We start from the raw sequence: 14,628 nt of genomic DNA, 5'->3' as shown, positions 1-14,628 counted from the left end.
GTCGCCGGACCGCAGCCGCACGGCTCACCGGTCGCGAGACGGCGCGCGCCACCGTCCGGCGTCGTCCATCCGCCGAGCGCGCGCCCGCGCGGGCCGCACCCGGCGCGAGCCCCTGGCACACCGCGCGCCCGCGCGCTACGGCACCGGCCGTACCGCCGCCCCCGCCCAGGGTGCCCGGCGGGCGGCGCGGAGAGTGCGGCGGTGGGTGGAGCCGGTGAGGTGGTCGAGGTAGAGGCCGCCGTCGAGGTGGGCGCACTCGTGCTGGAGGCAGCGGGCGAAGAAGCCGGTGCCCGCCACCCGTACCCGGGCGCCGTCCAGGGTGAAGCCCTCGACCACCGCCTCGTCGGCGCGCGGCGTCGGCGCCTCGAGGCCGGGCAGCGACAGGCAGCCCTCGGGGCCGCGCACCTCCATCCCGGCGGCCGACACCAGGCGGGGATTGACGAGGTGGCCGAGGTGACGGACGTCCTCGTCGTCGGGGCAGTCGTAGACGAAGACGCGCAGCGGGACGCCGATCTGGTTGGCGGCGAGGCCGACGCCGTCGAAGGCGTACATCGTGGCGAACATCGACTCCACGAGTCCGGCCAGGTCGGTGCGGTCCCCGTCCACCTCGACGGGCGCCGTGAAGTCCTCGACCTCGGCGCAGGGCGCGGCCAGCACCGGGTCGCCGAGCAGCCGCACGGGCCGCACGCGTCCGGAACTTCCTGGAATGGCACGTCTTCGCATGGGTCCAGCCTACGGGCCCGCGGAAGACGGTTTCGGGCCCACGGGCGGATCTCGATAGGCTGATCCCCGACCGAAGCCTCCTGGCTGACGATTCGGCGCGGAGGGGGCGTTCCACCGGCGGACCAGGGAACAGGCGACGGCGCCGAACAAGGAGGATCTAGGACGATGGCAGGCAACTCGGGGCCGCTGTCCGCACGCGCCAAGCTGGCCGTGACAGCGGGCAAGGCCGCGGCGGCGGTGTCGCGGGCCGCGGGGCGCGGCAGCGGATCGGTGATCGGCGGCAAGGTCGCGCTCAAGCTCGACCCTGACCTGCTCGCCCGGCTGGCGACCCACCTCGACGTGGTCCTCGTCTCGGCCACGAACGGCAAGACGACCACGACCCGGCTGATCGCCGAGGCGCTGCGGGCCAGCGGCCCGGTGGTGTCGAACGCACTGGGCGCCAACATGCCCGCGGGCATCACCTCCGCCCTCGCCGGCGGCTCGGACGCGCGCTTCGGCGTGATCGAGGTGGACGAGAAGTACCTGGCGATGGTCGCCCGGGACGTCTCGCCGAAGGCCATAGCGCTGCTCAACCTCTCCCGCGACCAGCTCGACCGCGCCGCGGAGACCCGCATGCTGGCCGAGAAGTGGCGGGAGGGCCTGGCCGGCTCCAAGGCGGTGATCATCGCCAACGCCGACGACCCGCTGATCGTGTGGGCCGCCTCGTCCTCGCCGAACGTGGTGTGGGTGGCGGCCGGCCAGGAGTGGAAGGACGACGCCTGGTCCTGCCCGTCCTGCGGCGGTGTGATGCAGCGCCCGGGCGACGACTGGTTCTGCGGCGAGTGCGGCTTCCGCCGGCCGACGCCGAGCTGGGCGCTGTCGGGCGACTACGTGCTGGACCCGCACGGTTCCGCGTGGCCGATCCACCTCCAGCTGCCGGGCCGGGCCAACAAGGCGAACGCCACCACCTCCGCCGCCGTGGCCGCGACCTTCGGGGTCCCGCCGCAGGTGGCGCTGGAGCGGATGTACCAGGTACAGGCGGTGGCCGGCCGGTACGACGTGGTGACGTTCATGAACCGCGAGCTGCGGCTGCTGCTGGCGAAGAACCCGGCCGGCTGGCTGGAGACCTTCTCGCTGATCGACGGCCCGCCCGCGCCGGTGCTGCTGTCGGTGAACGCGCGCGGAGCGGACGGTACGGACACCTCGTGGCTGTGGGACGTCGACTACACGCGGCTCGCGGGGCACCCGATCTTCGTGATCGGCGACCGCAAGCTCGACCTGGCGGTGCGCCTGGAGGTCGCGGGCCTGGACTTCCGGGTCTGCGAGAGCGTGGACGAGGCCGTGCAGTCGGCCCCGCCCGGCCGGATCGAGGTCATCGCCAACTACACCGCGTTCCAGGACCTCCGCCGCCGCGTCGGCAACTGACCCGCAAAGGACCATGAGCATGAGCCAGAACAGTCTGCGTGTGGTGTGGGTCTACCCCGACCTGCTCAGCACCTACGGCGACCAGGGCAACGTCCTGGTCCTGGAGCGGCGCGCCCACCAGCGCCGGCTGGACGTCCAGCGCCTGGACGTCCGTTCCGACCAGCAGATCCCCACCTCGGGCGACATCTACCTGATCGGCGGCGGTGAGGACCGCCCGCAGCGGCTGGCGGCCGAGCGGCTGCGCCGCGACGGCGGCCTCAACCGGGCGGTCGCCAACGGCGCGATCGTCTTCTCGGTCTGCGCCGGCTACCAGATCCTGGGCCACGAGTTCATCAACGACCTGGGCCAGCGCGAGCAGGGCCTGGGCCTGCTGGACGTGTACAGCACCCGCGGCGAGGGCGAGCGGTGCGTCGGCGACGTGCTCGGCGACATCGACCCGCAGCTCGGCCTGCCGCCGCTGACCGGCTTCGAGAACCACCAGGGCGTCACCCACCTCGGCCCGTCCGCGCGCCCGTTCGCCCGGGTCCGCTTCGGCAACGGCAACGGCACGGGCGACGGTACCGAGGGCGCGTTCAACGAGACGGTCTTCGGCACGTACATGCACGGCCCGGTCATGGCGCGGAACCCGCACATCGCGGACCTGCTGCTGAAGCTGGCGCTGGACGTCAACGCGCTGCCGCCGGTGGACGACCGCTGGTACGACGCGCTGCGCAACGAGCGGATCGCGGCGGCGACGCAGCCCGCGTAGCCGTCCCGCTCGACCGTCTGCATGACGGACGCCGGTGTTCCCCGTCACCCGCCCTGGGTAGGGTGACGGGGATTCCACCGGACGACGGGGTCCGGTCGTCGGCCCTGTCACAAAGGTTTTCCACCATGCGCATCGGTGTGCTCACCTCCGGCGGCGACTGCCCCGGTCTCAACGCCGTCATACGTTCCGTCGTGCACCGCGCGGTCGCCGACCACGGCGACGAGGTGATCGGCTTCCACGACGGCTGGCGCGGTCTGCTGGAAGGCGACCACCGGCCGCTCGACCTGGACGCGGTGGCGGGCATCCTGGCCGCCGGCGGCACCATCCTGGGCTCCTCCCGGGTCCGTCCCGAGCAGTTGCGGGACGGCGTGGAGCGGGCCCGCGAGCACGTCGCCGCGCTGGGTCTGGACGCGGTGATCCCGATCGGCGGCGAGGGCACGCTCAAGGCGGCGCGGCTGCTGTCGGACGGCGGGATCCCGATCGTCGGCGTCCCCAAGACGATCGACAACGACATCGCCGTCACCGACGTGACGTTCGGCTTCGACACGGCCGTGGGCGTCGCCACGGAGGCGCTGGACCGGCTGAAGACGACCGCCGAGTCGCACCAGCGGGTGCTGATCGTCGAGGTGATGGGCCGGCACACCGGCTGGATCGCCCTGCACTCGGGCATGGCCGCCGGCGCCCACGCGATCGTGGTGCCGGAGCGGCCGTTCGACATCGACGAGCTCACGGCGGTGGTCGGCAAGCGCTTCGAGGCCGGCAAGCGGTTCGCGATCGTGGTCGTCGCGGAGGGCGCCAAGCCGCGCGAGGGCTCGATGGCGTTCGAGACCGGCGGCACGGACGTGTACGGGCACGAGCGGTTCGCCGGGGTGGCCCGGCAGCTGGCCGTCGAGCTGGAGCGGCGGCTCGGCAAGGAGGCGCGGCCGGTGATCCTCGGCCACGTCCAGCGCGGCGGCACCCCGACCGCGTACGACCGGGTCCTCGCCACCCGCTTCGGCTGGCACGCGGTCGAGGCCGCGCACCGCGGCGACTTCGGGATGATGACCGCGCTGCGCGGCACGGAGATCACGCTGGTGCCGCTGGCGGAGGCCGTGGAGTCGCTGAAGACCGTGCCGGAGGACCGGTACGGCGAGGCCGACGCCGTGCTCTGAACCGCCGCTGCCGTGCTCTGACCCGCCGCTCGGGGGACGCCCCCGGGCGCAGGTCACACGGGGGCCGCCTCTACTCTGGATCCGGCGCATCGGTCCTAATCGGGAGAGAGCGGATGGATCACAGCGGGCACGGCATGGACATGATGGACATGCCACCGTTCACCCTCGGACGGGGTCTGGAGTGGAGCGGTGATCCGTTCTTCACCGTCGGCTGCGCCGTGGCGCTGGCCCTCTACGGCTGGGCCGTGGTGCGGCTGTGGCGCCGGGGTGACAAGTGGCCGGTGAACCGGGTGGTGTGGTTCACCCTCGGCGTCCTCTCCGTGGCGCTGGTGATGTGCACCAAGCTGAACGACTACGGCATGGTCATGTTCAGCGTGCACATGGTCCAGCACATGGTGATCAGCATGCTCTCCCCCATCCTGATCCTGCTGGGCGCGCCGGTCTCCCTCACGCTGCGCGCGCTGCCCCCGGCGGGCCGGGGGCGCAAGGGCCCGCGCGAGTGGCTCGTGATGCTGCTGCACAGCCGCTATATGCGGATCATCACGCACCCGGCGTTCACGATCCCCATGTTCATCGCGAGCCTCTACGGCCTCTACTTCACCCCGCTCTTCGACTTCCTCATGGAGAGCCGGACCGGCCATATCGCCATGATGATCCACTTCCTGGCGGTCGGCCTGGTGTTCTTCTGGCCGATCATGGGCGTGGACCCGGGCCCGCACCGGCCGGGCTATGTGATGCGGATGCTGGAGCTGTTCGCGGGCATGCCGTTCCACGCGTTCTTCGGCATCGCGCTGATGATGTCGTCCGAGCCCATGATCGGGACGTACGAGCACCCGATGGCGTCGCTGGGCATCGACGCCCTGGACGACCAGCACGCGGGCGGCGGCATCGCCTGGGCCTTCAGCGAGATCCCGTCCGTGGTGGTGCTGCTGGCGCTGGCCTTCCAGTGGTACCGCTCCGAGCAGCGGCAGGCGCGGCGCAGCGACCGGCAGGCGGACCGGGACGGCGACCAGGAGCTGGCGGCCTACAACGCGTACCTCGCCTCGCTCCAGGCGCGCGGCAGGTGAACCGGCTCGGACGCCGCTGAACGGCGAGCACCTTCAGCGCTGTGGCATTGACGGCCGCGGCCGGAGACGATGGTCTCCGGCCGCGGCTCGCGCATATGTGCGCCTCATATGTGCGCGGGGCCGCCGTGAGGAGGTGCGGGGTGCCCGGATCGACGAAGACGATGGCTTGGCTCACCGTGGGCGGCCTGGTGGCCGTGACCGCTTACACGGTGACGTTGGGGGGCAACGGCTGGCTCTGGTTCGCCTGGGTCGTGCTGGGGCTGACGACGATAGGGGCGCTGGTGGCGCGGGGGACGTGAGGGGCCGCCGGGCAGCGGCGGGGGCCCGGCATCCCGGTACCCGCCCCCGCCGCCTCAGAAGCGGAACACCGGCCCGGTCGCCGCTTCGAGGGCGCACGGGCCGGAGTAGGCGCCCTTCCAGTGCAGGTCGGCCGTTCCCCAGCGGCCGTCGGCCGTCGCGGTGACCGGCTCCCGTTCGGCGCCGCACGGCCGGTCCTGGCGCCGGAGGGCGTCCGGCCGGCCGTGCGCCTCGGCGAGGCGCGCGCACGCCTCGGCCGCGTGCGGGTGCCGGCCGCCGGCGTCCGGGCAGGTGAGCCGGACGCCGCGGATCCAGGTGTGGTCGGCGCCGGAGAGGGTGAGCAGCAACTCGCCCCGCCCGGGCCCGGGTTCCGCGACGGCCGCCGCGGGCGCGGCGGGCAGGGCGAGCGCGAGGACGGCCGCCGCGGCGGTGAGGGTGCGGGGTGCGGACATCGCTGTGCCTTCCGAGGAGCCTGGGGCCCCGGATGCTCGCACAGCCATGGTCCGTATCGCCACTTTCGCCCCTCTTTCGGGGCACGGCGTTCGACTACAGGTCACTCCAGGAGGTCGGCGCCGACGCGGGTGTCCGGTACGCAGACGACCCCGTCGAAGGCGTCCAGGACGGGAACCTCGACGAAGGCGGTGTCCAGCCGGGTACGGACCGGCTCGGGCAGCCCGCGCCGGCGGGCGTACGCGCGCAGCGCCCGCGCGTCCACCAGGGCGAGCCGGTCGCGGACGTCCGCGAACAGCGCCTCGACGCTGTCCGGGGCGGCGTCCGGCACGGCGGCCCGTCCCCACCGCATCCCGGCCGGGTGGTCGCGGTCGGGCACGTTCTCGACCGTCTCGCCCCCGTTGCCGGTGAGGGCGACGGGCACGTAGTCCGCGCCGAGCGCCCGGGCGAGCAGGCTGCCCATGGTGGTCACCTCCATCGGTCCGCCGATCCCGGCGGCGGAGCGCTGGATGTGGGCGTTGTGCCCGATGAGGACGACGCGGGTGCCGGGCCCGGACCGGTCCAGGAACTCCAGCAGGGTGTCGGCCAGATACCGTTCCCGGGCGGCGAACCCGGCGGCGTCGGGCGCGCCCGCGAGCGCCTCGGCCATCGCCCGCTGGGCCCGGTCGGTGGCGACCGCCGCGCGGACGTCGGACAGCGCCGTCTCGTACGCCGCGCGGCCTGAGCGCTCGGTGTGCACCTCGCGCAGGTCGGTGAGGCGGCCGAGCAGCCGGGAGAGGGCGGTGGTGAGGCGGTCCTGTTCCGCCGCCGCCAGATCGAGGCGGGCGTAGGCGGGAACCATCACCGTCCCGCCGGCGATCGGCTCGGCGATCTCCCGGGCGGCCTCCAGGAAACGCAGCGCGCCGGGGTCGACGTCGGCCAGGTAGGCGGCGACGGGGTCGAGGACGGGCGCGAGCGAGCCGCCCGCCGCGGGGATGTCGCAGCCGAGGAAGCGAACCGGGCGCCCGGCACCGGCGTTGTGGCGGCGCTGCCACCGCAGGGTGTCCCTGACCTCGGCCGGCAGCCCCAGGCGGTGGACGCCGCCCGCCGTGCCGCCGGGGGCCAGGAGGCCGTCGAGGTCGCCGGGCCCGCCCTGCACCCAGGCGTCCACGGCCCGCCCCTCGGCGGCGCCGTACTCCATCGCGTGCGCGGTGAAGCCGAGTTCCTCGACGAGGAACCGGAGGAGGCGGTGGCGCAGCAGGCCGAACTCGCGTATCTGGTGGGAGTTCTCGCCGAGCGCGACGACGCGGGCGCCGCCGACGAGGTCGCGCAGCGGCTCCAGGTCGTCGAGCGGGCCGTCCGGATCCGCGCTCGGGCCGAGCGGCGCCGGCCGGGCGGCGTTGTCGGTCACCCAGCGCACCAGCCCGGCCGGGGCGGCGGGCAGCGTCGGCCCGGCGGCGGGAAGGAGATCGCGCAGATCGTCGATGTCGTGGCGCTGGTCGTGATGGCGGTCGTTCATGGGAAATGCTCCGCGATGTGGGTCGTCTTCGTCGGAGCCGGGCAGCGTGAGGCACCGCACCGGCGGGGAACCGGAGTGCGGCGAAGCTGACGGAACGCTGGTCGCAGCCTGCCGCTAGGCGGCGCTGCGGGGCCTGACGAACCAGCCCTGGACGGCGGGGAAGCACATGCCGGCGACGGTACCAAGGGGCGGGTGGGCGCGCACCGGGATTTCCGTCCGGCGGCGGTAGGTTGTGCGGATGCCACTGATACCGACCGTCCTGCTCCTGTCCGGGAGCCTGCGGGGCGACTCCTCGAACGAGGCCGTGCTGCGTACCGCCCACGCCGTCGCGCCCGAGGGCGTACGCACCGTGCGTTACCCGGGGTTGGCGGCGCTGCCGCACTTCAACCCCGACGACGACACCGACTCGCCGCCCGCTCCGGTGGTGGAGCTGCGCGCGGCGATCGACGCCGCTTCCGCGGTGCTGATCTGCGCGCCGGAGTACGCGGGGACGCTGCCGGGTTCCTTCAAGAACCTCCTCGACTGGACGGTGGGCGGGACCGAGATCTGCGACAAGCCCACGGCCTGGGTGAACGCGGCGGCCCCCGGGCGGGGGCGGGGCGCGGAGGCCACCTTGCGGACGGTGCTGGGGTACACCGGGGCGCACATCGTCGAGGCGGCCTGTGTCCGCGTGCCGGTGGGGCGGGAGACGATCGGGGCGGACGGTCTCGTCGACGATCCGGAGGTGCGGGACCGGCTGCGGGAGGTGCTGGGAACGCTGACCGCCGCGGCCGGCGCCTGACGTGCCCGGGTGGCCCGGACGGACGGAAAACCCGTGGTCACTCGGGCGTTTGCGCACATAGGGTCACCGGCATGACAAGGAGTGACCTATGAGCGCACGGCTGCGCGAGATCGCGCGGGAGACGGAACGGATCGTCGCCGAGGGCCGGTACACGGCACCCGGCGGGCGGGTGGTGGACATCGGCGACGCGGTCGCGGCGGCCCGCGCGGGGACGCGGCTGTACGGGCCGGGGCCGGTGGCCGCCCCCGGACACGGCACCACAGGGGTGGCCACGGAGTTCGAGGTGACCGGGGAGGACAGCCTGGCGGCGGCCCGCCGGCTGGCGGCGGACGCGACCGCCGGCGAGGTCGCGGTGCTGAACTTCGCCTCCGCCCGCAACCCGGGCGGCGGTTACCTCAACGGCGCGCAGGCGCAGGAGGAAGCGGTGTGCCGCGGCTCGGCGCTCTACGCCTGCCTGCGCGAGGTGCCGGAGTTCTACGCGGAACACCGGGCCGACCCCAGCCCGTTCTACAGCGACCGCGTGATCCACTCCCCCGGCGTGCCGGTCTTCCGCGACGACCGCTCCGCACTGCTCGACACCCCGTTCCGGGCGGGCTTCCTGACCTCGGCGGCCCCCAACGCGGGCGTGATCGCGCAGCGTACGCCGGAGCGCACCGGCCGGATCCCCGCCGCGCTGGTCTCGCGCGCCGGGCGGGTGCTGGAGGTCGCGGCGGCGCACGGCTACGGGCAACTGGTGCTCGGCGCCTGGGGATGCGGTGTCTTCCGCAACGAACCGGCGCACGTGGCCGCCGCGTTCGCCGCCCACCTGACCGGTACGGGCCGGTTCACCGGGCACTTCGGGCGCGTCGTCTTCGCGGTGCTGGACCGGAGGGCGGACTCGCCGACGCGGGCCGCCTTCACCGCCGTGTTCGGGTGACCGGGCTAGTCTGCCCACCATGATCACAGGGATAACCCGCAGAAGACTGCTGACCGCGACAGCCGCCGTACCGCTGGCGACGGCCCTGGCCGCCCCGGCCGCGCACGCCGCCGGGAGCGGGGTGGCGGAACGGCTGCGCGCCCTGGAGGAGGCGTACCACGGCCGTATCGGCCTGGCGGCGTTCGACACCGGCTCCGGGCGGTCGGTGACGTACCGGGCGCACGAACGCTTCGCGCTCTGCTCGACGTTCAAGTTCCTGGCCGCCGCCGCGATCCTGGACAAGGCGCGCCGGGACGCCCCGGGCCTGCTGGACCGTCCCGTGCGCTACTCCGAGGTCATCGACGGTTCCCCGGTGACGAAGGACAACCTGTCCCGGGGCTTCATGACCGTCCGCGAACTCTGCGACGCCACCATCGCCGTGAGCGACAACACGGCGGGCAACCTGCTGCTGGAGCAGCTGGGCGGACCGCGGGCGATCGGCGCGTTCGCCCGGACGCTCGGCGACCGCCGCACCCGGCTGGACCGCACCGAGCCCACGCTCAACACCAACCTCCCCGGCGACCCCCGGGACACCACGACGCCCGCGGCCATGGCCCGTGACGTGTACGCCCTCACCGTCGGGACGGCCCTCGCGGCGCCCGACCGGGAGCAGTTGAACCGCTGGCTGGAGGGGTGCCGTACGGGTGACGCCCGTATCCGCAAGGCCATGCCGGCCGGCTGGCTGGTCGGGGACAAGACCGGCACGGGCGAACGCGGGGCCGCCAACGACATCGCGGTCGTCCGGCCGCCCGGCCGCGCCCCGCTGGTCGTCGCGGTCTACACGACGCGCGTCGGCGGTACGGAGACCGGCGACAGCGAGATCATCGCGCGGGCCGCGGGGATGGCGCGCTGCGCCCTGGTCCCGTCGTCCTGCGCGGGCGCGGGCTGCGCCTGCCGGACCGCGTGACGCGGTCGGGCCCTCAGCCCTCCGGTTCGCCCCACTCCGCCACGCCCAGCTCGTCACCGACGGACAGCTTGCCGGGCCGCAGGACGGAGAACTTGGCGCCGAACACGACGCCGCCCGCCGCCGCCCGCCGGTAGGAGGCGAGGGTGCGGAGCGGTTCCGGGCCGGCCTTCGTCCCGCTCTCCTGGGCGACCATGGTGACCGCGCAGCGCACGGCGAGCTTGGCGTAGGCCAGTTCGGCGTCGCCGACGGCGAACCGGCGCAGCCGGTCCTCGGTGTGCGGCTCGTCCCAGCCGTCGACGACGACGTTGGGGCGGAAGCGGTTCACGGGGAGCGGCTCCGCGCCGCGTTCGGCCAGCCTGCGGTCCAGCAGGGCGAGGCTGGAGCGGGAGAGCAGGTGGAGGGCGGCGCCGTCGGCCCAGCCCGCGGTACCGGGGGTGAGGCCGTCGGTGACGCGGCCGTGCTCCGGCGGCACCCTGACCAGCCGGCTGGGCGCGCCGAGCACCTCGCTCAGCCAGGCGGCGGCCTCCGGCCCCTGGTCGACGGCCCGGTAGCGCCGGCCGAACATCTCGACGCCGCGCCGGGGCCCGGCCGTGTCCACCTCGACGACGACCTCGCCGGTGCCGGGCGCCCGCAGGGTGAGCAGCGCGCCGTCCGCGCCGACCTCGGGGCTGACGGTCGCGAGGAGCGGGTCCGTGCGCTGGCTGCGGAACACCCCCTCGTCGTCGACGACCAAGAACGACCGGTCGTGCGCGAGCCCGGCGGGCGTCAGGACCGCCTGCCCGGGGGCGGTCCCCGCACAGCCCTTGACCGGATAGGACGCCAGTGCGACGACTCTGGCGGTGGGTGCCGTGGAGGCTGTCATGAGTGCCTGTCCTACGTTTCAGGGGCGGGCTCGGAAAAGCCGGAAAAGACCGCACCCCGGGCCGTGGTCCGGCCCGGGGTGCGGAGGTGGTGTGTCCGTCGGCCTGTTACTTGGCGGCCTTCGGCGCCGGGACGGCGTGCGGGGTGCACGTGACGTCCTTGGCGTCGACCTTGCCGGTGAGCAGATAGGTGTCGACCCGGTCGTTGATGCAGGGGTTGACCACCCCGGTCAGGCTATACACCTATCGACCTGCGGTTCTACCCCTTCTCGGTGATCAACTGGGAGAGGACTGGGAATAGGTGGCATCCACACACCACCCTCCTGCCCGGCGAATTTCTCCCTACGTTCCTGCAGCGACTGGGCGATGGCCACTTCCATCGAGGATGTGACGTTGCCGTACAGGCCGCGCACTCCCGCGATCTCGTGCCCCATCCTGGCCTCGATGGCGGCCTCCGGGTGCCCGTCCTCCTGGAGCCGCTCCTTTGCGGCGCCCTTTCCACCCCGGCCGCCACTGCGCCTCCTGCGGTGCTCAGATGGGATTCCAGGAGCTTCGGCGACTGCCGATCACCGCCCGAAGTGCCGCCTGACGCCGCAGGCGGTCCAGTGCGCCCGGGGGGACGGGCTGACGTGCTGAGCGGTCGCTCGCAGGCGCCGGGCCCAGGTCTCCAAGGGGCCGATCAGAGCCTGGTTGTCTCCCCGGGCCGTGGTCTGCAGGAGTTCGACGACGATCGCGGCCTCGCCCGCCCACGTATCGGGTGTGCCGAGTTCGGGGAATGCGTCACGGACGCGGGCGGCGGTACCTGGGTCCGTCAGGCTGTAGGCGTAGAGCGTGGCCGCGTCGTATCCGTACGGAGCCCGGCCCCACCCTTCCCAGTCCAGGAGGCGCAGGCTGGGGGCTGTGAGGTTCGCCCAGTGCAGGTCGCCGTGGGCTGTCGTCCACCGGATGTGCTCGGGGAGTTCGGTGTCGAGGTATTGGGGCACAGCGCGCTCGAGGTACGCACGTCGGACGGCGACGCGGTCCGTGTCCGCCCCGGTGATCGTGAGCAGAACATCCCGGAGATCGCTCCACCAGCCGGCCGGCACGTGGACGGGACCTTGCAGGATCGGGTCGGCAGAGATGACGGCGCCGTCGACGTACTCGCTCAACTCGGCCCGGTAGGCGACGCCGTCCGCGACTCTCTCGTGGAGGGCGAGGAGCTGCGGGCGGCGCCCACCGAGGTCGGCGAACGCCCGCTGCGCCGCTTCTGCGCCCTCCCACAGCTTCCCCTCCGCCTTCTCGGCGGGCGCGGTGACCAGCCGCAGCCAGACCCTGCGACCACCGGCGGCGGTCCCGGGCCGGCCGAGGGTGCGTCCGGCCCACCCCCAAAATTCCTCGCCCTCACCGTCGATGCCCAGGGCTCCGGCGGCATCACGGTGTGCGGCCCGCATGCGCTCGGCGGTCGAGGAGTCAGGCGGCGAGTACATCGATGATCTCCTGAAGTCGGCGGCCCTCCAACGGTAGGGCCACGGCATCGCGCGCTGAGGCCCAGTGTTCGGAAGTGCTGGCGGACAGCAGGACGACGTCCAGGCATGGGGTTGACGCGACCGCCAACAGGCAGGCTGCGGCCGAGGAGAGGCCGGGCCGGATCAGCGCGGCCAATTCCGGCGTCACGAGTTCCGGGAGTTCACCGCCGTGCAGCGGTGCGGAGGCGAAGGTGAGCAGGCCGGCGTCGCGGGCTTCGACCAAGGGGCCCCCACCGTTCAGTGCCTGCCGAATCGGAGCATCCATGACCAGGCTCACCGGCAATTGCACGGCGGCGAGGTGATGGTCGCCGCCGGCGGCCTGCGCTGCGAGGCCCAGCAGCTCGGGCACGGTGAAGATCCCAGCGCCGAACCCGGTCCACGTCGCTACGCCGTAGCCGCTGATCAGCCCGGCGTCGACGCACTCCTCCAGGGCCGCGAACGCCCCGCGGACGCGGGCATGGACCCACGGACGGTGGCGTGCAGTGCTCTCCGGGTTGTGGACGAACACAAGATCGACTCGGCCGAGGTCGGCCACCGACTGACGGGTTTGCCACCGCACGAAGCCGCCGTCGAGGCTGTGTCCGGCGGCGGCCTGGCCCTCGCTGAGAACGCCCTGAGCCACCGCCGCCCACCGCTGCCCCGGGGCCACGAAACCCGTCTTCGTCGCGAGGTGGGTCTTCGGGTGGTCGGCGAGCACCGGGGCGAGAGCGGCATGGGTGTGGCCGTCGCCGTAGTTCGGGGCGGCGTCCACCCAAATGGCGCCGCCTTCGACGGCAGTGCGCGCCGCCTGGTCGGCGGCGCGCACGCGATACGTCCCCAGTCCCAGGACGGCGCTCACCGTGTCGCCCGGGTGAGTGTGGCCGCCTGCCCATCTACGAGTACCTGGACCAGGTCGGCCGTCTCGGCCGGGGTGATGCCGGCCGCCCGTGCGAGGTCCCCGACACGGTGCTCACCGCCGGAGACGAGCCTGGCGAGCACGGGCCCGGCGGCCGGGGCGAACTCGTAGCTGTGGCCGGCCGCCGCCAGGTGCACCCCGTCCTCGGTGGTGGTGAGAAGGGCGCGCGCGGTGGTCAGCCGTACCCGGATGTCCGGGTCGGCGGGCACCGCCGTCAGGTGCGGCAGGCTCGGCGTCATCCGGCCCGTGTCCCTGCCGTCCATCGACTCCGCGTACCTCGTCAGCAACGCCGGATCCGCGAGCTGTTCCCGCACCAGCCTGCCGATCCGAGTGACGAAGGCGGCTTGGGCTTCCCGGCCGGCCAGGAGCGGCAGGTCGGCGCGGAACTCGGCGTGGCCGAGGAGCTGATCGCTCACGAAGGTGAGGAGGTCCGAGGGGGTGTGCGTCTGGAACCCGTAGGTCAGGTGGAGGGAACACACTCCCTGGTCGGCGGTCACCGCGTGCCACCAGCCCCGGGGCAGGTACAGCAGGTCCCCGGGTTGCAGCACGAGGTCGGCGATCGGATCCGCCGGGGGCGCTTGCGGTTCGGTGGTGTCACGGTAGAGCGGGTGCGGACGGGTGGGGCCGTAAATCTTCCAGTGCTTGGCCCCTTCGAGTTGCACGACGAGAACGTCGTGGTCGTCCCAGTGGGTGCCGAACCCCTCTGTGGCTGTCCAGGAGGCGTAGGCGTTGGCCTGGAACCGGGTGCGGAAGAGCTGTTCGCACTCCTCCGCCAGGGCAGCGACCGGACGGTGCAGTTCGTCGGCCTGATCCAGTGCGAGGGACGCGCCCTCGGCGAGCCTGGCGTGCAGCAGGGCCGGGTGGAGGCGGTGCCACACGGTGTGCCGGCGGGTGGTGACCGACTCGCAGTAGGAGCGCTGCGGCAGCGTCTCGCCGTCCTGCGACAGCCTCAGCCGCGGGGGGTCCAGGCGGTGGCCGGCCAGGATGTGGTTCAGGTCGTCCCATGTCAGCAGCCCGGACGGGTCGATCGCGGCGGGCACGTGGCGGAATTCGCGGTGCAACGCCTGGGCGAGGAAGTCCTCGCCCAGGCGCTCCGCGATGCGCACAGACGTCATCGCGACGATTCCCCCGGTCAGTCGTTGCTGTCGCTCTTGCCGGTGCCACCGCCGTCCGACGGGACGACGTTGCGGCCCCGGGCCGCGCTGATCAGGTTTTTCGACCGCAGCAGCCCGGCCGCCGCGCTGGTGGTGCTGTCGGTGTTCGCCATGTTGACCTCCGTTGTGGTGGGAGTCCGACCACGCCAGAGTCCCCCCGCGACCGGCCGCCGAGTACGGCCCGCCGTCGGGTACGCAACTGCGTTGAGGAATCCGCAAGTTTTCCGAATCGG

At 73.3% G+C, this 14,628-nt stretch carries 16 protein-coding genes and 1 pseudogene; 8 read left to right on the top strand and 9 right to left on the bottom strand.

Annotation, left to right across the window (positions count from 1 at the left end):
- Positions 1-135 precede the first annotated feature (135 nt).
- The gene (gene def / locus J7W19_RS30490) at positions 136-723 is read right to left on the bottom strand and encodes a peptide deformylase (protein WP_040890963.1); all 588 of its coding nucleotides are present in this window, start codon (positions 721-723) and stop codon (positions 136-138) included.
- 165 nt (positions 724-888) lie between these two features.
- On the opposite strand from def, the gene J7W19_RS30485 reads away from it, so the two are divergent.
- From J7W19_RS30485 to J7W19_RS30465, 5 genes are all read left to right on the top strand, one after another.
- Positions 889-2,127, top strand: a complete 1,239-nt coding sequence (locus J7W19_RS30485) for a MurT ligase domain-containing protein (RefSeq protein ID WP_152263773.1) — start codon at positions 889-891, stop codon at positions 2,125-2,127.
- Between the two features lie 19 nt (positions 2,128-2,146).
- Positions 2,147-2,875 carry a type 1 glutamine amidotransferase gene (locus tag J7W19_RS30480; RefSeq protein WP_004948762.1) on the top strand — a complete coding sequence of 243 codons (729 nt, stop codon included), beginning with the start codon at positions 2,147-2,149 and terminating at the stop codon, positions 2,873-2,875.
- Positions 2,876-3,000: 125 nt separating this feature from the next.
- A complete protein-coding gene (locus tag J7W19_RS30475; protein WP_004948759.1) occupies positions 3,001-4,026 on the top strand; it encodes a 6-phosphofructokinase in 1,026 nt (341 codons plus the stop codon).
- Positions 4,027-4,139: 113 nt separating this feature from the next.
- On the top strand, positions 4,140-5,093 hold the full coding sequence (locus tag J7W19_RS30470; protein WP_004948755.1) for a cytochrome c oxidase assembly protein: 954 nt from the start codon (positions 4,140-4,142) through the stop codon (positions 5,091-5,093).
- Positions 5,094-5,233: 140 nt separating this feature from the next.
- Positions 5,234-5,392: a hypothetical protein gene (locus tag J7W19_RS30465; RefSeq protein ID WP_004948753.1), complete on the top strand. Its 159-nt coding sequence runs from the start codon at positions 5,234-5,236 to the stop codon at positions 5,390-5,392.
- 54 nt (positions 5,393-5,446) lie between these two features.
- Here J7W19_RS30465 and J7W19_RS30460 read toward each other — a convergent pair whose 3' ends face one another.
- Both J7W19_RS30460 and J7W19_RS30455 read right to left on the bottom strand, forming a co-directional pair.
- A complete protein-coding gene (locus J7W19_RS30460; RefSeq protein WP_004948749.1) occupies positions 5,447-5,842 on the bottom strand; it encodes an SSI family serine proteinase inhibitor in 396 nt (131 codons plus the stop codon).
- 101 nt (positions 5,843-5,943) lie between these two features.
- A complete protein-coding gene (locus J7W19_RS30455; RefSeq protein ID WP_004948746.1) occupies positions 5,944-7,338 on the bottom strand; it encodes an erythromycin esterase family protein in 1,395 nt (464 codons plus the stop codon).
- 238 nt (positions 7,339-7,576) lie between these two features.
- Between J7W19_RS30455 and J7W19_RS30450 the strand changes: the two genes are divergently transcribed.
- From J7W19_RS30450 to bla, 3 genes are all read left to right on the top strand, one after another.
- Positions 7,577-8,119 (top strand): NADPH-dependent FMN reductase, encoded by a 543-nt coding sequence (locus tag J7W19_RS30450; protein WP_004948744.1) that lies wholly within the window; start codon positions 7,577-7,579, stop codon positions 8,117-8,119.
- Positions 8,120-8,207: 88 nt separating this feature from the next.
- Positions 8,208-9,035 (top strand): TIGR02452 family protein, encoded by an 828-nt coding sequence (locus J7W19_RS30445; protein ID WP_004948742.1) that lies wholly within the window; start codon positions 8,208-8,210, stop codon positions 9,033-9,035.
- A gap of 19 nt (positions 9,036-9,054) precedes the next feature.
- A complete protein-coding gene (gene bla / locus J7W19_RS30440; RefSeq protein ID WP_063825807.1) occupies positions 9,055-9,981 on the top strand; it encodes a class A beta-lactamase in 927 nt (308 codons plus the stop codon).
- Positions 9,982-9,994: 13 nt separating this feature from the next.
- Here bla and J7W19_RS30435 read toward each other — a convergent pair whose 3' ends face one another.
- The 6 genes and pseudogenes from J7W19_RS30435 to J7W19_RS33575 form a co-directional block, all read right to left on the bottom strand.
- Positions 9,995-10,843 (bottom strand): MOSC domain-containing protein, encoded by an 849-nt coding sequence (locus tag J7W19_RS30435; protein ID WP_004948737.1) that lies wholly within the window; start codon positions 10,841-10,843, stop codon positions 9,995-9,997.
- Between the two features lie 106 nt (positions 10,844-10,949).
- Positions 10,950-11,081 (bottom strand): annotated as a pseudogene (locus tag J7W19_RS30430) (alpha/beta hydrolase); the annotation flags it as partial.
- 326 nt (positions 11,082-11,407) lie between these two features.
- The gene (locus J7W19_RS30425; RefSeq protein ID WP_004948732.1) at positions 11,408-12,307 is read right to left on the bottom strand and encodes an aminoglycoside phosphotransferase family protein; all 900 of its coding nucleotides are present in this window, start codon (positions 12,305-12,307) and stop codon (positions 11,408-11,410) included.
- Positions 12,291-13,151, bottom strand: coding sequence for an aldo/keto reductase (locus J7W19_RS30420; protein ID WP_004948731.1), 861 nt, complete (start codon positions 13,149-13,151; stop codon positions 12,291-12,293). The genes J7W19_RS30425 and J7W19_RS30420 overlap by 17 nt, the downstream gene beginning before the upstream one ends.
- Before the next feature lie 29 nt (positions 13,152-13,180).
- Positions 13,181-14,356, bottom strand: coding sequence for a cupin domain-containing protein (locus tag J7W19_RS30415; protein WP_004948728.1), 1,176 nt, complete (start codon positions 14,354-14,356; stop codon positions 13,181-13,183).
- Between the two features lie 17 nt (positions 14,357-14,373).
- Positions 14,374-14,508 carry a hypothetical protein gene (locus tag J7W19_RS33575; RefSeq protein WP_267939170.1) on the bottom strand — a complete coding sequence of 45 codons (135 nt, stop codon included), beginning with the start codon at positions 14,506-14,508 and terminating at the stop codon, positions 14,374-14,376.
- Positions 14,509-14,628 lie beyond the last annotated feature (120 nt).

The sequence above is a fragment of the Streptomyces mobaraensis NBRC 13819 = DSM 40847 genome (assembly GCF_017916255.1).
GTDB classification, from domain to species: Bacteria; Actinomycetota; Actinomycetes; order Streptomycetales; family Streptomycetaceae; genus Streptomyces; species Streptomyces mobaraensis.
The sequence above is the reverse complement of the archived record's forward strand: the minus strand, read 5'-3'. Positions and strand labels throughout refer to the sequence as shown.